General features: G+C 42.1%; 17 protein-coding genes and 1 tRNA gene. 8 read left to right on the top strand and 10 right to left on the bottom strand.

What is annotated here, in order from left to right; all coding sequences use genetic code 11:
- The first annotated feature begins 3 nt into the window (after positions 1 to 3).
- The 6 genes from FTT98_RS05420 (at position 4) to FTT98_RS18085 (ending at position 4,402) form a co-directional block, all read left to right on the top strand.
- Positions 4 to 1,185 (top strand): beta-ketoacyl-[acyl-carrier-protein] synthase family protein, encoded by a 1,182-nt coding sequence (locus FTT98_RS05420; RefSeq protein WP_373685128.1) that lies wholly within the window; start codon positions 4 to 6, stop codon positions 1,183 to 1,185.
- The gene (locus tag FTT98_RS05415) at positions 1,182 to 1,613 is read left to right on the top strand and encodes a 3-hydroxylacyl-ACP dehydratase (RefSeq protein WP_180177110.1); all 432 of its coding nucleotides are present in this window, start codon (positions 1,182 to 1,184) and stop codon (positions 1,611 to 1,613) included. Before FTT98_RS05420 ends, FTT98_RS05415 begins: the two co-directional genes overlap by 4 nt.
- A 2-nt stretch (positions 1,614 to 1,615) precedes the next feature.
- Entirely contained in the window at positions 1,616 to 2,341 is a 726-nt protein-coding gene (locus tag FTT98_RS05410; protein WP_180177109.1) for a 3-ketoacyl-ACP reductase FabG2, read from the top strand.
- Complete coding sequence (locus FTT98_RS05405; protein WP_180177108.1) at positions 2,341 to 3,561, top strand: beta-ketoacyl-ACP synthase; 1,221 nt, start codon at positions 2,341 to 2,343, stop codon at positions 3,559 to 3,561. The genes FTT98_RS05410 and FTT98_RS05405 overlap by 1 nt, the downstream gene beginning before the upstream one ends.
- A 21-nt stretch (positions 3,562 to 3,582) precedes the next feature.
- Positions 3,583 to 4,017, top strand: coding sequence for an excinuclease (locus tag FTT98_RS05400; protein ID WP_180177107.1), 435 nt, complete (start codon positions 3,583 to 3,585; stop codon positions 4,015 to 4,017).
- 205 nt (positions 4,018 to 4,222) lie between these two features.
- Positions 4,223 to 4,402, top strand: coding sequence for a hypothetical protein (locus FTT98_RS18085; RefSeq protein WP_233944990.1), 180 nt, complete (start codon positions 4,223 to 4,225; stop codon positions 4,400 to 4,402).
- Positions 4,403 to 4,827: 425 nt separating this feature from the next.
- Here the strand turns inward: FTT98_RS18085 and secF are convergent, their stop codons facing one another.
- The 8 genes from secF to queA all read right to left on the bottom strand — a co-directional run bounded on the left by secF (position 4,828) and on the right by queA (position 13,089).
- The gene (gene secF, locus FTT98_RS05390; RefSeq protein ID WP_180177106.1) at positions 4,828 to 5,790 is read right to left on the bottom strand and encodes a protein translocase subunit SecF; all 963 of its coding nucleotides are present in this window, start codon (positions 5,788 to 5,790) and stop codon (positions 4,828 to 4,830) included.
- A 10-nt stretch (positions 5,791 to 5,800) separates the two neighbouring features.
- Complete coding sequence (gene secD, locus FTT98_RS05385) at positions 5,801 to 7,699, bottom strand: protein translocase subunit SecD (RefSeq protein ID WP_111885819.1); 1,899 nt, start codon at positions 7,697 to 7,699, stop codon at positions 5,801 to 5,803.
- 54 nt (positions 7,700 to 7,753) lie between these two features.
- The gene (gene yajC, locus FTT98_RS05380; RefSeq protein ID WP_078191271.1) at positions 7,754 to 8,083 is read right to left on the bottom strand and encodes a preprotein translocase subunit YajC; all 330 of its coding nucleotides are present in this window, start codon (positions 8,081 to 8,083) and stop codon (positions 7,754 to 7,756) included.
- 106 nt (positions 8,084 to 8,189) lie between these two features.
- Positions 8,190 to 9,320 carry a tRNA guanosine(34) transglycosylase Tgt gene (gene tgt, locus FTT98_RS05375; RefSeq protein ID WP_078194179.1) on the bottom strand — a complete coding sequence of 377 codons (1,131 nt, stop codon included), beginning with the start codon at positions 9,318 to 9,320 and terminating at the stop codon, positions 8,190 to 8,192.
- 103 nt (positions 9,321 to 9,423) lie between these two features.
- A complete protein-coding gene (locus FTT98_RS05370) occupies positions 9,424 to 10,296 on the bottom strand; it encodes a DUF4303 domain-containing protein (protein ID WP_180177105.1) in 873 nt (290 codons plus the stop codon).
- A gap of 81 nt (positions 10,297 to 10,377) precedes the next feature.
- A complete protein-coding gene (locus tag FTT98_RS05365; RefSeq protein WP_078191268.1) occupies positions 10,378 to 10,944 on the bottom strand; it encodes a LemA family protein in 567 nt (188 codons plus the stop codon).
- 54 nt (positions 10,945 to 10,998) lie between these two features.
- Positions 10,999 to 12,027 carry a hypothetical protein gene (locus FTT98_RS05360; protein WP_180177104.1) on the bottom strand — a complete coding sequence of 343 codons (1,029 nt, stop codon included), beginning with the start codon at positions 12,025 to 12,027 and terminating at the stop codon, positions 10,999 to 11,001.
- 21 nt (positions 12,028 to 12,048) lie between these two features.
- Complete coding sequence (gene queA, locus FTT98_RS05355; protein WP_180173448.1) at positions 12,049 to 13,089, bottom strand: tRNA preQ1(34) S-adenosylmethionine ribosyltransferase-isomerase QueA; 1,041 nt, start codon at positions 13,087 to 13,089, stop codon at positions 12,049 to 12,051.
- Between the two features lie 178 nt (positions 13,090 to 13,267).
- On the opposite strand from queA, the gene FTT98_RS05350 reads away from it, so the two are divergent.
- Positions 13,268 to 13,354: transfer RNA gene (locus FTT98_RS05350), tRNA-Leu, on the top strand.
- A 258-nt stretch (positions 13,355 to 13,612) separates the two neighbouring features.
- Here the strand turns inward: FTT98_RS05350 and FTT98_RS05345 are convergent.
- Together FTT98_RS05345 and FTT98_RS05340 are read right to left on the bottom strand one after the other, a co-directional pair.
- Positions 13,613 to 13,912, bottom strand: a complete 300-nt coding sequence (locus FTT98_RS05345; protein WP_180164886.1) for an HNH endonuclease — start codon at positions 13,910 to 13,912, stop codon at positions 13,613 to 13,615.
- A gap of 191 nt (positions 13,913 to 14,103) precedes the next feature.
- Positions 14,104 to 16,338, bottom strand: coding sequence for an NADP-dependent isocitrate dehydrogenase (locus FTT98_RS05340; RefSeq protein ID WP_180004594.1), 2,235 nt, complete (start codon positions 16,336 to 16,338; stop codon positions 14,104 to 14,106).
- Between the two features lie 1,122 nt (positions 16,339 to 17,460).
- Here FTT98_RS05340 and FTT98_RS05335 point away from each other — a divergent pair.
- Positions 17,461 to 18,762, top strand: coding sequence for a sensor histidine kinase KdpD (locus FTT98_RS05335; RefSeq protein ID WP_180177103.1), 1,302 nt, complete (start codon positions 17,461 to 17,463; stop codon positions 18,760 to 18,762).
- The last annotated feature ends 47 nt before the right edge of the window (positions 18,763 to 18,809 follow it).

The following is an 18,809-nucleotide window of genomic DNA, read 5'->3' as shown; positions in this document are numbered from 1 at the left end:
ATCATGCGCCATTCTGCTGTGGGGATACAGTTCAGCGCGGCTTTGTCTGCTTTGGGGGAAAATGCCAGTGAATTGAAAAATGCACTGTGCACTGCAGACAATACATTAACGCAGCGTCAAGATTTAATTGCAGAGCGCACGGTTTGGGTGGGGGCTTCTGCTGCATCCTTAGAACAAAACATACCTGAATATTTACAGCCTGCAGATTCGCGTAATTTACGATTTGCTTTAACCGCTTTGCGGCAAATAGAGGCGGATATTCGCGTCTATACCGCGCAATTTGCAAAGCAGCGCCTTGCGGTTATTGTCGGGACATCTACGTCAGGCATCGCAGATAATGAAACTGTGTTGAAAGTGCATTTTCAGCAATTGTCTAATGAGTCAGTGCAGCATCAGAAACAGGAAATGGGCTGCATAGCCAAATCACTGCAGCAGTACTTGGGCTGGGAAGGCCCTGCATATACTATTTCAACAGCATGCTCTTCGGCAGCCAAAGCCATGGCTGCAGGGCAGCGCCTGCTAAATACCGATTTGGCCGATGCTGTATTGGTTGGCGGTGTAGATACACTGTGCAAGTTAACTTTAAATGGCTTTGATAGCCTAGAAAGCCTGTCCAGCAGTATATGCCAGCCTTGTGGTGCGCAGCGTGACGGCATCAATATTGGTGAAGCGGCGGCGTTATTTTTATTGTCCAAAGACTCGGCTCCAGTGATGCTGTTGTCAAGTGGTGAATCTATGGATGCATGGCATATTTCTGCGCCGCATCCAGAAGGACAAGGTGCGGCAGAAGCTATGCAAAAAGCCTTGAATAGTGCAGGCTTGAAAGCCAGCGACATTGGCTATTTAAACTTGCACGGTACATCCACTCCGCAAAATGATGCGATGGAAATTAAAGCGGTGCAGACTGTTTTTGCAGATTATCCAGTTGCACTGAGCAGCACCAAGCATAAAACGGGTCACTGCCTAGGCGCGGCAGGCGCGATTGAAGCTTTTATTTGCCAGCAGGTGCTGTTAGATCAGTCTTGGCTGCCTTTGCATCACGCAGGTGAATTAGATCCAGCTTTAGCCCAGCAGAATTATGTTTTGGACAGCCATGCAGCGCAGCCGATGCATTATGTTATGAGCAACTCCTTTGCTTTTGGCGGCAGCAATATCAGTTTAATTTTAGGAACCGTTTTGCCATGATGGATGCCGTACAGTTTATTCCGCATGAAAAACCCATGGTTTTTGTGGATCATCTGATTCAAGCCAATGATCAGTTTGCGATTGCGGAATTACAGATTCGACCTGAGCTGATGTTTTGCGAAGCCGAAGGTTTGCCGACATGGAGCAGCATTGAATTAATGGCGCAAACCATCAGTGCCTATGCGGGGCATAAAGGGCAAACTAAAGGCTTGCCGCCTAAAGTCGGCTTTTTATTGGGTACGCGTAAAATGCAGTTGCCATGTCCATATTTCGCTTTGGGCAGTACCGTGCGTATTCGAGTTGAGCAGAGTTATCTGCACGAAGGTCTAGGCCAGTTTAATTGTGAAATTGAATATCAAGAACATCGCTTTAGCGCCATGCTGAGTGTATTTGAACCAGAAAATATGAATGACGCGATTGGGAAATGAACGTGAGCAGAAGAATTTTAGTAACAGGATCCAGCCGCGGTATAGGTAAGGCAATTGCTTTAGAATTGGCAAAAGCTGGTTTTGATATCACTGTGCATGCGCGTTCTCGTCAGCAGGAAGCGGAGCAGGTAGCGCAAGAAATTCAGACTATGGGACAAAGCAGTCATGTGCTGATGTTTGATGTAAACGACCGTGAAAATATAGCCTCAATTTTAGAACAGGATATGGCTGAGTATGGCGCGTTTTATGGTGTAGTGCTGAATGCAGGCTTAACCCGTGATGGCGCTTTTCCAGCCTTGACCGATGATGATTGGGATGAGGTGGTATCGACCTCACTGAATGGTTTTTACAATGTGCTTAAGCCATTGATGATGCCGATGATCCGATTGAAAAAAGGCGGGCGTATTGTCACATTATCCTCAGTTTCTGGTGTGATGGGCAACCGCGGACAAGTCAATTACAGTGCTGCCAAAGCAGGCTTAATTGGTGCAACCAAAGCGCTGGCGCTGGAATTAGCAAAACGGAAAATTACCGTTAACTGCGTGGCGCCCGGTTTAATTGAAACCGAAATGGTGACAGATGAAGTCAAAGAACATGCGCTAAAAATGATTCCAATGCAGCGCATGGGGCAAGTGGATGAAGTGGCAAAAACGGTTAAGTTTTTATGTAGTGATGATGCCAGCTATATTACCCGCCAAGTGATTTCGGTAAATGGAGGACTGATTTGATGAAACGTGTAGTCGTTACAGGCATGTCAGGCATCACTTCATTGGGTGAAACCGCAGATCAAATTTTTGAACAATTTGCAGCAGGTAAAAGCGGCATCCGCTACATGCCCGATTGGGAAGTCTATGGTGATCTGCGCAGCAAGCTGGGCGGTCCTGTAGAGAGCTTTACCGTTCCCAAGCATTTTAACCGTAAGGTGACCCGTGGCATGGGCCGTGTAGCATTAATGTCTGTAGTCTGCGCAGAAAAAGCGCTGGAAGATGCTGGCCTGCTCAACCATAAGATTCTGCAAAGCGGTGAAGCTGGCGTGGCCTTTGGTTCATCTGCCGGCAGTGTTGATGCGGTCGGTGAGTTTGGCGCCATGCTGCTGGACAATAATATGAACAAGCTGAATGCGACGACCTATATCCGGATGATGTCACATACCAGCGCGGTCAACATGACGGTATATTTTGGTTTGAAAGGCCAAACATTTCCAACGTCCAGCGCCTGTACTTCAGGTTCCATGGCGATTGGTCAGGCATACGAAGCCATTAAATACGGTAAGCAGACAGTGATGATTGCAGGCGGAGCAGAAGAGTTGAGCGCTGCAGGTTCTGCGGTGTTTGATGTGCTGCTGGCGACCAGTACGCAAAATGACAGCCCAGAAAAAACACCGCGTCCCTTTGATGCAAAGCGTGATGGCTTGGTGGTGGGCGAGGGTGCAGGCTGTCTGATTTTAGAAGAATATGAACATGCCAAAGCGCGCGGAGCGAACATTTATGCAGAAATTATTGGTTATGGAACCAATACCGATGGTCAGCATGTAACACGTCCAGATTCTGAGATGATGGGACGCTGCATGCAGCTTGCACTGAAAGATGCGCAGGTAGATGTCTCGGAAATTGACTATGTGAACGCGCATGGTACATCGACCGATCAAGGTGATGTCGCTGAAACTCAAGCGACAGCCCGCATATTAGGCAAGAAGCCGATCAGCTCATTAAAGAGTTATTTTGGGCATACGCTAGGTGCTTGCGGCGCGATTGAAGCCTGGCTGAGTATTGAAATGATGCAACGTAAACAGCTGGTGCCGACTTTAAATTTAGAACAGCTTGACAGTGCCTGCGGCGATTTGGATTATATAGTCAATGAAATGCGTTCAGCAGAAACGCACATGCTGATGAGCAACAATTTTGCATTTGGAGGGATTAATACCTCCTTGATATTTAAACAGGTTTAATTTAAAAAAGAGGGAAAAATAATGATATTGAAAAATATCTGTGCTGCAGCTGTATTGATGGCAGGGGCAATGACCGTTGTGCATGCAGCAGATGCCATGCATGATTTTAATTTCAAAGAAGCTGTTGATCGTGCAGTTGCTGACGGTACGCTAGATGGTTCTGTGAAATTTTATCTGGCAGGGACAAAATCTGGCGGTAAAGTCATTGAAAAAGGTTTAGTCACCAATAAAAAAACCAACGGTTTTGCCAAATCTGCAGAAAGCTCATGTGATCATGTACTGCGTTCTGCATTGATTCAATTCCAAAATACCGCTAAAGCCAAAGGCGCGAATGCAGTAACTAACTTGGTGAGTTTCTACAAGTCAAATGAAACTCGCAGCACCTCCACATATCAATGCGCGAAAGGAACTGCGATTGCAGGCGTAGCGCTGAAAGGTGATATCGTTAAATTTTAAGTGATTGCTGTATTTTAAACATAAACATCAAGCTGAGCAGGGCATGAATAAGCCAAGAACCATTCAAGTGCTACAAATGCCATTGCTCAACTTGCGCCTTTAACGCGCGATGAATTTTCTGATATGCGCGCTTATCAGGCCTATAAAAAAACAGCAAATTTATCAGCAGCGCAATTTACATCTTTCAGACGCCATGCAGCGGCCCATGCAAGACACAGATTTTTTAAAGACTGAATTTGGTAAACCTTATTTAGCCCAAACAGCAGCGCTCGCCTTTAATCATTCGGATAGCCAGCAGCATTATGCTTTGGCAATCAGCAGTCATAATCATGATATAGGCGTAGACGTGGAAGACTTAGCGCGCAAAGTGTGTTTCGAGGCATAGACTTGTCATGACTTTCATCCCAATGAGTTGGTGAACTTGGGGCAGGCAGACTCCTGATGAATACTGGTTTAAAGTGTGGACGATCATGGGAGCTGTACTAAGCGCTTGTGGACTAGGTATCCGCATGAGTTTAAATGTGTTTGATACGCAGGCGTATCCTTCGCACAATGGCGAGATATACTGTCATGCGAAAATAGGTTCATTTGCTTATTAATACTATTGTTCCCGAACATGATGTTGACCGAATCATGGCGATCAAAGTAGTCTTACAAATAGTTTACATTTCCTGAAATTCAAATTTTTTAGCATGAATAGAATTCTGCATAAAGCATAAATTTAGAGTTGCTTATTCGCTGCATATTGTAATTCGCCATAAAAAAACCCATCCGAAGATGGGTTTTGAACTGAAATCAAAGTTGAAAACCTTAAGGAATCTCTTCTTCTTCAAATTCAGGCTTCACTTGTACAATGAAGTCTTGACGGTTTAGACCACGCCATAGCGCGAAGGCTGTACCAATGTAGATTGATGAATATGTACCCACAAATACACCAACAAACATTGCAACAGAGAACCATTTCAGACCATCACCGCCCAGTACCATCATCGCTACAACAACCAGTAATAGTGTCATTGAGGTATGAATGGTACGGCGAAGTGTTTCAGTTAATGCACTGTTGACAACTTCGAGAGGCTCAGCACCACGAATCTTACGGAAGTTTTCACGAATACGGTCAGATACAACGATGTTATCGTTGAGCGAGAAACCGATAATCGCGAGTAGTGCAGCCAAAACTGTTAAGTCAAACGGCCACTGCATCATGGCAAAGATACCAATGGTCACCACGATATCGTGGAATAAAGACAGTACAGCACCCATCGCAAGTTTGAATTCAAAGCGAATAGTGACATAAACCAGCATGAGCAGTAGGGCAAGACCTACAGCGCCAGCAGAACGCACGTAGAGTTCATTACCGACTTGACCGCCAACCACATCAACTTTATGTACTTCTGCTTTATTGCCCGGCAATTGAGCAGCAGTCGTAATGGCTTTGGTTAGGTCTTCAGCTTCAATGTCTTTTTGAACTGGCATACGAACCATCAGGTCGCGGTCAGATCCTAAGGTTTGTACCACAGGGTCTTTAAAACCAGCTTTTGTCAGCGCTGAGCTCACATCGGTAGATTTTACTGGTTGACTATAGTTCAACTCTGCTGCCACACCGCCAGTAAAGTCCAAACCGAGGTTTAGACCTTTGGTGCAAATAAAAAAGATACTTGAGAGCGTTAAAATAATCGATATCAAGGCTGCCGGTTTGGCAATCTTCATAAACGGAATAATGCGCTCGTTGTCAGGACGGCCGTATTGTTTCGGTTGAGTATTTTCAGTCATCTTAGATCTCCTAAATGCTCAACTTCTTCAGGTTACGTTTTTTACCATAAATGATTTGTACGATTGCACGTGTCACAGTAATTGCTGTGAACATTGAGCAGACAATACCAATCATTAGGGTAACCGCGAAGCCTTTAATTGGGCCTGTACCAATTGCGAACAGAATGAAAGCAACCAAGAATGTGGTTAAGTTGGAGTCAAAGATGGTGTTATACGCACGATCATAACCCGCAACAATCGCCTGTTTCGGCGAGGCACCCCATTTAATTTCCTCTCGTATCCGCTCACAGATCAGTACGTTGGCATCGACCGCCATACCAATGGTAATTACGATACCTGCAATACCCGGAAGGGTGAGGGACGCGCCAATCCAAGACATGATGGTTAAAATCATGGCAAGGTTAACCACGAGTGCAAAGTTGGCAATCAAGCCGAACACACGGAAGAAGACCACCATCCAAATCGCAACCAATAAGAAACCGATTTGAGTTGATAATACGCCTTTGTCGATGTTTTCTTGACCGAGACTCGGACCAATCACACGTTCTTCAACGAAGTACATTGGCGCTGCTAATGCACCTGCACGTAACATCAATGCAAGTTCAGACGCTTCTTGAGGTGAATCTAGACCAGTAATACGGAACTGGGAACCCAATACGGCTTGAATCGTTGCCGCATTGATGACCACAGATTCGGTATAAGGTGTACGAACTTCAGTTTGTGTACCTGTTGCAGGATCAGCAACATAACTAATTTTTTGTTTGTTCTCGATGAACAGAACAGCCATTCGTTTGCCTACAGCATTACGAGTGGCTTCAGACATCAACTTACCGCCCGCAGTATCCAAAGTAATATTTACTTCAGCACCACCTGTATCTTGGCTAAAGCCTGATGACGCATTTTGTACACGTTCACCTGTTAAGATACGGTTACGGTTAAGCAATAATTGACGACCGCTGTCCAAAGATTCATAAGCAAATGCTTCTGTACCTGGCGGTAATGAGCCTTTTGCTTGACCTGTGTAAGGATCGATATATTGATCGTTTAAATCAGAAACTAAGCGGAACTCAAGGTTCGCAGTACGACCAAGTACACGTTTTGCTTCAGCAGTATCTTGCACACCCGGTAATTCAACCACAATACGATTGCTACCTTGAGTTTGTACTAATGCTTCCGCTACACCTAACTCGTTAATACGGTTACGTAAAGTTGTTAAGTTTTGGTTGACAGCATAAGACTGAATTTCTTGTTTACGTGTATCCGTGTAGCTTAAACGTAGTGTTGAACCTTCAGTTGTTGCAACCGCTTGTTGAGTATATTCATTGCCGTTACGACGAAGGAAATCCATAGCTGCAGAACGATCATCATTATTTGCAAATTGCATCGTAATGGTGTTGTTGTTCAAAGATAAGCTATTGAATTTTAATTTATTGTCGCGAAGTTGGCGACGTAAGTCAGCCGCAGACGTTTCCATACGTTGTGAAATGGCTTTATCCATATCCACTTCAAGTAGGAAATGTACACCACCACGTAAATCCAGACCTAGCTTCATTGGTTTAGCACCAATTTTTTGTAGCCATTCTGGCGTAGTAGGCGCAAGGTTCAGTGCGACGACATAATTTTCACCGAGCCCACGACGTAGTGCTTCTTTCGCTTTTAATTGTTGTTCGCTCGAATCAACACGTAATAAAGCGGCATTATTGGTGAAGCTATTGTCATGGCTGGCAATATTTTCAGATTTTAAAATCTGCTCTGCTTTTTGTACGATGCTTTGGTCAATCTGGGTACCGGCTTTGGCACCTGAAATTTGAACAGCAGGTTCATCAGGATACAAACTTGGCAGGGCATATAATGTACTGATGACTAGTACCACTAGAATCAGTAGATATTTCCATGCTGGGTAACGCATTCGTTTTCTTCTTAAAATGAAAAAAGCCGTGCGGGTGCACGACTTATTTTTTGATTAAAGGTTATTTAGAGTGCCTTCAGGCAGAACTGAAATCACACTTGCGCGTTGTACTTTTACTTCTACGCCACGGTTCAGTTCAACAACTGCAAAATCACCTTCGATTTTTGTGATTTTACCCATTAAACCGCCCGCAAAAACAACTTCACTACCAACACCTAGGCTTTCAATTAGTGCACGATGTTCTTTTGCACGTTTTGATTGAGGGCGCCAGATCAAGAAGTAGAAGATTGCGACAAATACCGCAATCATCAACAGGTTTGCCATCATGCTTGGTTGCTGTGCAGCTTCACCTGCCGCGTGAGCAGTAGAAATAAAAAGGCTCATTTCATTTTCCTAAACTAAAAAAACTGGTTATCAATACTTTGATAAATAAATTGGACTTGTTCAGCAATTTACCTTGTCTTTTTCTTCAGCGCAAATGCTGAAAGAATTAATCTTGAGGACAAGGTGGCACTTCCATGCCGCGACGACGATAAAAGTCTTCAACAAACTCATCAAAAGTGCCATGATCGAGAGCATCACGCATCGCTTCAGTCAGACGTAGGTAATAACGTAAGTTATGAATAGTACCGAGCATCGAACCGAGCATTTCGCCGCATTTCTCAAGATGGAAGAGATAAGATTTGGTGAAATTTGTACAGGTATAGCAGTCGCAATGTGGGTCAAGCGGACTTTGATCATGACGATATTTGGCATTACGAATACGCACTAAACCATCAGTCACAAAATAATGACCATTACGTGCATTTCGAGTTGGCATCACACAGTCAAACATATCGACACCGCGACGAACTGCTTCTACGATATCTTCTGGTTTACCGACACCCATCAAGTAACGTGGTTTATCCGCAGGCATTTTCTCTGGAAGATAATCCAATACTTTGATCATTTCTTCTTTAGGTTCGCCAACAGACAAGCCGCCAATGGCATAACCATCAAAATCAATTTCTTTCAGACCATTTAAAGATTCATCACGTAAATCTTCATACATGCCGCCTTGGATAATACCAAATAGTGCATTACGGTTTTTCAGCACGTCATGATGTTGAGTCTTACAACGTTTCGCCCAACGCAATGAAAGCTGCAATGATTTTTGCGCTTCTTCATGTGTCGCAGGATAAGGCGTACATTCATCAAAAATCATCACGATGTCTGAATTCAGTGTGTGCTGAATATCCATCGAAATTTCAGGAGATAAAAAGACTTTAGAGCCGTCAATTGGAGAGCGGAAAGTCACGCCCTCTTCTTTAATTTTGCGCATAGCGCCAAGGCTGAAGACTTGGAAACCGCCTGAATCTGTCAAAATCGGGTTATTCCATTTCATGAATTGGTGTAAGCCACCATGTTCACGAATAACATCTAGGCCTGGACGTAGATATAAATGGAAGGTATTGCCCAAAATAACTTGGGATTTAATTTCTTTAATGTCACGTGGGAGCATGCCTTTTACAGTACCGTAAGTACCGACAGGCATAAACATAGGTGTTTCAACGACACCATGTTCAAGGGTTAAACGGCCGCGACGAGCACGGCCCGATTGCGCCAATTTTTCAAACTTCATACAAGGTCCAGATCAAGGCGAAAAAACAGTTCGCTGATGGTAAGAGTGCTAAAAGTGCTCTATTTTCCTTGATTCTGCGGTTAAACGCTAGCTTTGTCGGGTGTTAAGTCTGTAATTTATAAATCGCATCTTGTGACAGGGCTTCATCTGAACTCTTGGCATTAAAATAAAACTGGTTAATTCGCTGCAAAATTTCTTCTTTATCCATCTCAAACGTACCTTTCGGGTCCGATGTCATGGCTACGATGCTGTCAATGAGCTTTTGAATATAGGGGTTCGTGGTTGCATAACTTTTTTCTAAGCTTAAGAGATAGACTTCATTGGCAACATGTAAATAGTTATAAGGTTGTATTTCAACGATTTGGGCCAAATCAATCAGCAGGTCTTTATCATACTGAGACAGCTTCATACGCTTGGGTAAGCTGTCGAGCTTGAGGGGTTGTTTGGATTTGAGAAAATCGTCAAGTTGTGTACTTGGAGTATTTAAAAGCTGAGCTGAATAAATCTCTATTTCGGGCTGTGTCGGCACCGTGATAAAAAACAGAATATTGTCTAGTTCTATGCCGTAGGACTGAACCAAGTCGAATTTTGTTTGTTGTATGGCATTGAGCAAGATTGAAAGATGGTTAGCCGATTCAGACTTCATTGAGCTTTCGATCGAAGATGGATCAAGGTCTAAAAGACCCACTTCATTTACAGATGTTAGTTTAAACTGCGCCAAGTCTTGGTCGAGGGAAAGGGCACTACGAGAGCGCCATTTCGACACATTCCATCGATCATGCGCTGCAAGATATTGAGCAGAATCTTCATCTTCGACAAAAATACTACGCTGCGTAGAGACTGCGATATAGTCCATGGAAAAATAGGGATTGAACACCAACGTACATGCGTAAATATGGTCGTCTTGGTGCTGCTCATAGAGTTTGAAAAACGCCTGAATCAGCACATTTTTCAGTGCATTAATTTGATTTTGCATATTTTATTTTTCTTTCTAGTTTTGGAGGTACTTGAGCACCTCATCATTATTTTTTTTACTTTTGTGCATTAAAGCCCGAACTTAAAAGTTCGGACGATAATCAAAATTTTGGCTGGCAGCTTGATCGCGGAAAGGGCGAACCGCTTTTTTACTCAGCAATAGCGTATTAATAATATTGTTAGGAAACACTTGAATGTGGTTGTTGAACAACTCAACGTTGCGGTTAAAAATAGTAATCGCCGCACCGACATTTTCGTTTTGTTCTTCAATTTCATTCATCATTTTCAGATAAATATCATTGGCTTTGAGCTCTGGATAGTTTTCAACCACAACATTCAGGCTGCGCATTAGATCTTGATTTAAGGCTTCAATACGCTGTAATTGGCTGACATCGGTACTGTTTACGTTCAAATTCATAATGTTTTGACGGAGTTCAGTGACTTTTGCCAAAGTCCCTTGTTCAAAATTGGAATATTGCTCAACCAAAGGCTGTAATCCATCTAAAATTTTGATTTTTTGACGTTCATAGCTAGCTACATCTGACCATGCACGAATGGTTGCATTGTGATGTCGGACAATATTGTTGCGAATCATGATTGCACCAATCACCAATGCAATGATGATTAAAACAAAGATCAAAAGCCCCATAAAATTTTATCCTCAAGATAAAAGGTCGTAAGTTAAAACATTATTGTATGAAATCTATTTTAAAAACTGCGTTAAATCGTTTTTCAAATTTTCTAAAGCATTTAATTTAAAGGTTCTGAGATGTCCACGCAATGTCGAAACATCCTGAATTCGTTTTGCTTTACTACTGACTTTAAATAAATCTGTAGAGCCAAGATAGCACATTATTCGGTGGCTCGGATGAAATAGCAGATCACCTTCACGGTTTTGAAAAAAATCCGCCAGTCGGAGGACAAATCCCGGGCTGAGTAATTTAGCCATTTCCATTTGGTTATCGCCATAAAACTTTAATTTTTGATTGGTTTGAATGTCGCTGCTATGCCAAGGAAAACTATAGGGATAGCTAAAGTTTTTACCTGTTGCAGATACGGCTAGTCCATGGATGCCAATATCAAAAACAAATACGCCCCACAGGTCTTTATGAATTTCTTTCACCGTGACTTCATCACCGTCTTTGTCACGTACTTTCAGTTCATTCACATAGTGATAATGAAAGACCATGACTTGATGCTGTTGCTGATTTTCGTCTTCCCAAACGGTGCTCGCGAAGGTCTGAATATCATTCGAAAGGCTGCCTTGTTTAAACACGGGGAACATACGTTTAAGATTGCCAATAAATTGTAGATTATTCAGTGGCATCGAAATGTATTGAGGCTGTCGGTTAAAAGCCAATTGGTATTTTTTTGCGATGCATTCGGTTTCTAAAAACGCAATAACATCTTCGAGCGGGTCATCTTTTTCATAGCTGATATAGGCCCAGAACACCATGGCCAACCCCACAGCAAAGCAGAGCTGTGCCCAGCCATGATCGGGCTGAATCACAATAAACAGCATGAAGCCGATACCCAGTGCGGCTAAAGCTAGGGGGAGTAAATTTTCAAATTTGAGTGTAATGGGAGCATTCCATGGATGCAGTCCATCGAGGAGCTCTTGGTGTGTTTTGGCGTTTCGGCCTATATCCCAGAGCCGAGCGATATTCTGAAAAACCACAGCATTCTTTTTTCGACGAATATGGATGGAGTGCTTTACAGAATCTATCGGCATAGGGATGATTTCGGCGTAATTTTATTTGTGGTTAATATTATCAATTAACATCGCATCACCATAACTAAAGAATCGATATTGGCTTTCGACGGCATGGTGATAGGCATTCAAAATATTATCTCGACTGGACAACGCTGACACTAACATGAGCAAGGTAGATTCAGGTAAATGGAAGTTGGTAATTAAACGATCGACTACTTTGAACTCATAACCTGGGTAGATAAAGATTTGTGTATCACCAGTCCAACCCTTGAGTTCGCCGCCATTGGCTTGAGCGGCACTTTCAGTCGCACGAGTCGCGGTGGTGCCAACAGCAATGACTTTATTGCCACGTGCTTTTGTTTCACGGATTAAAGCCATAGATTCTTCTGACACGTCACACCACTCACTGTGCATGATGTGATTTTCAATGTCATTGGTGCGCACGGGTAAGAATGTACCAGCACCCACATGCAAGGTAACAAAGGTTTTATTTACGCCTTTGTCCGCCAATTTTTTGAGTAGCGCTTCATCAAAATGTAAGCTTGCTGTTGGTGCTGCGACAGACGCCAATTTGGTTGGGTCGTTAAACACGGTTTGATAACGTTCGGTATCAATCGCTTCTGCTTCACGGTTAAAGTAAGGCGGAATCGGTAAAGCACCGTATAAATCTAAAACTTGTAAAATAGGCTGTGAAAATTCCACAACAAATAAGTTTTCATGACGGCCTTGAACGGTCACTTTAACTTCGTCTGGACCAATAAATAATTCCGCACCTTCTTTAGGCGTATTGCTGGCTTTAATGTGGCAATGTGCGGTTTTTGGGTCAAGAATACGTTCAACCAAGACTTCAACTGCACCGCCAGTTGCTCGTTTGCCTTTCAAGCGGGCTTTCATTACTTTGGTATCGTTCAGTACCAATAAGTCACCTTCATTGAGCAAGTCTAAAATGTCAGTGAAATGATAGTCGTGATATTCGCCATTCAGATCGAGATGGAGCAGGCGTGATGCACTACGTGTTTCAAGCGGATAGCGGGCAATGAGTTCGTCAGGGAGATTGAAGTTAAAGTCAGAAAGTTGCATGTTAAGAAATCTGAAAAGGGGATAATGAAATTTGGCTTAGTATAAGCTTTTTTAGGTTTTAACGCTGAAATTGATGGATTATCCATCTAAAAATTCTTATACGGTTTATTTTTAATCAAATGAGAACATCATGCGTTGACAAGTTTTTGAAACAGTTTATTATACGTTTCAACACCTTCCCGAGGTGGTGAAATTGGTAGACGCGGTGGATTCAAAATCCACTATCAGAGATGATGTGTCGGTTCGAGTCCGACCCTCGGGACCAAAATTCTAAAAAACCCCCAAGCTTATTAAGACTTGGGGTTTTTTATGTCTAAAAGTAATGAATTATATAAAATTCCTAGAAAATTTCCAATGATTTCACTAGCCACGTTTCAGGTGGTCACTTCGTAAAATGAGTACCTGAATTTTGTTTGGGTACTCATGGTGGAATCAGATGCTAAGCTTAAATTATTAGATCAATACAATAATCAAATGTGATTGATCGGGTGTATTATAGGGCTTGTAGTATTTAAAAGATTTATTAACTATCTAAAGCTACTTTGAGGACATCTGCAATTGTCTCAGTGTTGACACCTCTTTTTCGAGCATTCTCAGAGTGGAACCAAGTTGCTAAGTCTTTATTGCCTTTAGATGCATTGCAGCCAACACAGCACAATGCAATATTGGTTAAGGTTGTAATTCTTATATCGTTGATAATGTGTTCCCAAGACTTCTTGTTGGCTCTTTCAGTGCCAAACTTTTTGCCGCAATATACACAGCACAGGTCTCGCTCCGAGACCGCATCTTCTATGTGCTTTGGTATTCCCCATGAATTTGCCATTTTAGGTTTTCCTTATTTTAGGGCTGTAGTTGAATGAAAAATCCTAACCTTTGATAAATCACATTCATAAAATTTAGAGCAAAGTATTAAATGAAAGAGTTGTCATAACACTATATAAATGAGGGTATAAAAAAACCAGCGCCGAAGCGCTGGTTTTTTACATCACTAACTTAAGTTAGTTTTGCATCAACTTATTGAGCAGCATCAAGAGCAGCATTCAAAGTTGCGCTTGGACGCATTACAGCATTTACTTTCGCTGTATCTACAGCGTAGTAACCACCGATGTCCGCAGCTTTACCTTGAACTTCAGCAAGTTCTGCAACGATTTTTTCTTCGTTGTCAGCAAGAGCTTGAGCAAGAGGAGCGAATTTCGCTTTAAGATCTGCATCTTCGTCTTGCGCAGCAAGTTCTTCAGCCCAGTATTTAGCAAGGTAGAAGTGGCTGCCACGGTTGTCTAGTTCGCCAGTACGACGTGATGGAGACTTGTCATTGTCAAGCAATTTACCAGTCGCAGCATCAAGCGTATTTGCAAGAAGTTTAGCTTTCGCGTTGTCTTCTTTGATGCCCATTTCTTCAAGAGAAACAGCAAGCGCCAAGAACTCGCCTAAAGAATCCCAACGTAAGTGGTTTTCTTCTACAAGTTGTTGTACGTGTTTAGGCGCAGAACCACCCGCACCAGTTTCGTACATGCCGCCACCAGCCATTAGAGGCACGATAGAAAGCATTTTCGCAGAAGTACCCAATTCCATAATCGGGAATAAGTCTGTTAGGTAGTCACGTAGGATGTTACCAGTTACAGAAATTGTATCTAGGCCACGAGCAACACGTTCAAGTGTATAACGCATAGCACGTACTTGAGACATGATTTGAATGTCTAAACCAGTAGTGTCGTGCTCTTTCAAGTAAGTTTGAACTTTCTTGATGAGTTCGTTTTCGTGTGGACGGTACGGGTCAAGCCAGAAGATCGCAGGCATTCCTGAGTTGCGTGCACGAGTCACAGCAAGTTTCACCCAGTCACGGATTGGAGCGTCTTTCACTTGGCACATACGCCAGATATCGCCTTCTTCCACGTTTTGTGACATCAACACTTCACCAGTTTCTAGGTCGGTGATGTTTGCAACACCCGCTTCAGCGATTTCGAAAGTTTTGTCGTGTGAGCCGTATTCTTCAGCTTTTTGCGCCATCAAACCAACGTTAGGTACAGTACCCATAGTGCGTGGGTCAAAGTTACCATTCCATTTACAGAAATTGATCATTTCTTGGTAGATACGCGCGAAAGTAGATTCAGGCATTACAGCTTTACAGTCGTACTGTTTGCCGTCAGCACCCCACATTTTACCGCCACCACGGATCATTGCTGGCATAGATGCATCTACAATTACGTCATTAGGTGAGTGGAAGTTAGTGATGCCTTTTGCAGAATCAACCATTGCAAGTGCAGGACGGTGTTCTTGGCAAGCATGTAAGTCAGCAATGATTTCTTCACGAAGAGAAGTCGGAAGAGTTTCAATTTTTTCGTAAAGACCAGACATACCGTTGTTGATGTTAATACCTAACTCATCAAACAATTTGCCGTGTTTTTCGAATGCATCTTTGTAGTAAATCTTCACACAGTGACCGAAAACGATTGGGTGAGACACCTTCATCATAGTCGCTTTTACGTGTAGAGAGAACAAAATGCCTGCTTCTTTACAATCATCTAATTCTTTTTCATAGAAGTCGCAAAGTGCTTTTTTGCTCATGAACATTGAGTCGATGATTTCGCCGTCTTGAAGCGCAACTTTAGGCTTAAGAACAATAGTTTCACCAGACTTAGTGATCAATTCCATTTTTACATTGCGAGCGCGGTCTAAAGTCATAGACTTTTCGCCGTGGTAGAAGTCACCTTCGTCCATGTGAGAAACGTGAGTTTGTGACCACTGTTTCCATTCGCTCATAGAGTGCGGATGTTTCTTCGCGTAATTTTTTACTGCAGTAGGCGCACGACGGTCAGAGTTACCTTCACGAAGTACAGGATTTACAGCAGAACCTAGGCATTTGCTATAACGTGCCTTGATTTCTTTTTCTTCCTCAGTCGCTGGGTTTTCTGGGTAGTTCGGAATTGCAAAACCTTTAGACTGTAATTCTTTAATGCAAGCAGTTAATTGGCCAACTGAAGCACTGATGTTCGGAAGTTTGATAATGTTTGTGCTTGGATCTTGGGTTAATTGTCCAAGCTCTGCCAAGTTATTTGGCACCTTTTGTTCTTCGCTTAGGTAGTCTGAAAATTCAGCGAGTACACGTGCTGCAACTGAGATATCGCGTTTAACGATTTCAACGCCAGCAGGTTTAGTAAAGGTTTCAATGATCGGCAGCAGAGAGTAAGTCGCCAATAATGGCGCCTCGTCGGTCAGTGTGTAGATGATAGTTGACTTTCCACCAGCCATATATAGCCCCTTGCTTTAGATTGTGTCTTTGAGGTCCGAGCTTGTGGCTCGCCTCTATGAACCGATTTGCTTAAATAAAACTATGAAAGTATCGGGGTTCATTGCTTTTCAGTCAACGCAAGATCCTGTGATGTGGTCATTTCGTAGAAAAATGATACAAAAGAAGTGCAGTTTAACGCCCAATTTTAGCGCAAAACCGAAAAGGGAAATATTGAAAGCTTGTTATTCATAGCTTAAAGCTATTGAACAATTAAATTTAAATCATTTTTTTTGGGCTGATCTGTTCTTTATGGCTCGTTCAAGTTTTATTTGTAAAGCAAAGCGTTTGATAGGTCAAACCGAATGCCTTAACTTTTAGGTGTAGATTTGGTGCGGAAGTTCGAAAATTAGTCAGGATTGAGGACTTTATTAAAGAACGACGTGAGTTTGATGCTCCGTTTGACTTTGAACGTTCGCGGAATGTTTATGCGATAACTTATATATCTGATGAATAAGGCATGGCACTTTTTCAGCTTCAGTCATTTGGGTGAATGAGTTCATGTACAGTAGAAGCATGAAACGAATCTTTAGCTCAGTTTAATAAAGTAAAAGCGAGCAGGTATGGTTTAACGCTCAAATGACACACACAACTGATAAAAACTAATAAATTAGTCTAATGGAAAAACTTAAAAATAGATTCATTTAGTGTAGCTGACTGAAACGAGCATCCTGATGAGCAATCTGGTCGTAGAATAATCATAAAACTCACTATTTTTTGTGATGTAGTTAAAGAAAATTAAACCCAGTTTTTTAGGTCTTATGTAAGTGAATATTTCTTTTGGTCATGTTTTTAGTTTGAATAAAACGCGAAAAGTACGATTTAAAATAAACAGTTAATAAAATTTAAATTAATTTAAGTTTCTAATTTTATTGTTTTAATTTTTGTTTTACCTTTAATGTTATGTTCTTTATAGATATTTTTATTTTCTAATTGGATGAAAGTTCGATTAAATAGCGCATTTGTAAATGATGTTTGTCTTTTTGTTGGGTTTTGTTATTGAGTGTTTGGGCTATTTTTGCTATTAATCTTGAACATAACAGTTGGTTTTTATCTTTAAGATAAACCCTGAGGAGAGCAACGGGATGGCTTTACGTTTACTGGATATTGGTACACAAACCGAATTATTAACTTCCTGTCGTTTGTCTTTATTGATGGGGGTTTATACGGACGACAACCGCATTGCAGAATTTTTAAAGTTCGCGCGTGGTATTGTGCAAGTCGATAATGCTGTCCTCGCATTTAAAAATGAACCTTATATATGGTATGCGTCAGAGCACATATTTAAGGCCTTTATGGCCGAAGCTGATGATGATCGTCTAGATCAGTTTTTTGCTGAACATTCCCGTATAGATCGCGACACTGAAAATTACCAAGCTTACTGCGACTATATGCAGGAACTGGGTTTAGGGCATCAGCGTCTAGTCGCTTTCGATTTAAAATATGATCAAGACTCTATTGGTAAAGTGATTTTGTTTGATGATCAAGTCACTGCATTTGAAGCCAAACAATTAAAGATCGTTGAAGAATTTGTACAAAGTCTAGTCAATATTATTCAGCTTCGCGTTGAAAATGCTGAATTAAAAGAAGCCTATGAACAGCAGTCGGCACTTAATTTTAGTAAGACTAAATTTTTCCAAATTATTGCGCATGATTTAAGAGCACCTTTTCATGGTCTACTTGGATTTTCTGAAGTTTTGGCACAGGAGCGTCATACCTTAGATGATTCGAGTGTGCAAAATATTGCAGACTATTTATATGACACCACACAGTCGACGTATAACCTCTTAGAAAGCCTGTTGAACTGGGCTATGGCAGAAGGTGGTCGCTTTGTTTATCACCCGATTAATTTTGATTTACATCAGTCTGCAAAAATCGTCAGTGATGTCTTAAATAGCTTGGCTGTGAAGAAAAATATTCGACTGATCAATGCCGTGCCTGAAGGCATTAAAGTCAATGCAGATATCAATATGATCACATCAGTGATGCAAAACTTGGTGTCAAACGCATTGAAATTTACCCATACCGATGGTAGAGGTGTGGTGACGATTTCAGCCGATCGAGATGGAGAACGGGTTGTATTCACTATTCAAGATACTGGATTGGGGATGACCCAAGCTCAGATTGATGATTTATTTCAGCAAAAACTGACGGTTAGTATTAAAGGTACGGCAGGAGAACGTGGTACGGGGTTGGGTTTAGTCCTTTGTAAACGTTTTGTGGACTTAAATCAGGGTGAAATTGTGGTGAACTCGAAAGAAGGTGAAGGCACACAATTTAAAGTCTGGTTGCCACAGGCGACGAGCCTGCATCAAACCCTAAGTACCGAGAGCAGCAGTGCACAGAAAGATGAGACCTTAAAAGATGCGACCTTAAGTGAACTTTAATGCGCATCTATTGGTATAAAAGCCTAAAAATACTTTTCCCTAAGCGT

Source organism: Acinetobacter sp. YH12039, from assembly GCF_013420015.1.
Lineage (GTDB): Bacteria > Pseudomonadota > Gammaproteobacteria > Pseudomonadales > Moraxellaceae > Acinetobacter > Acinetobacter amyesii.
This window is presented reverse-complemented; position numbering and strand designations above follow the sequence as displayed.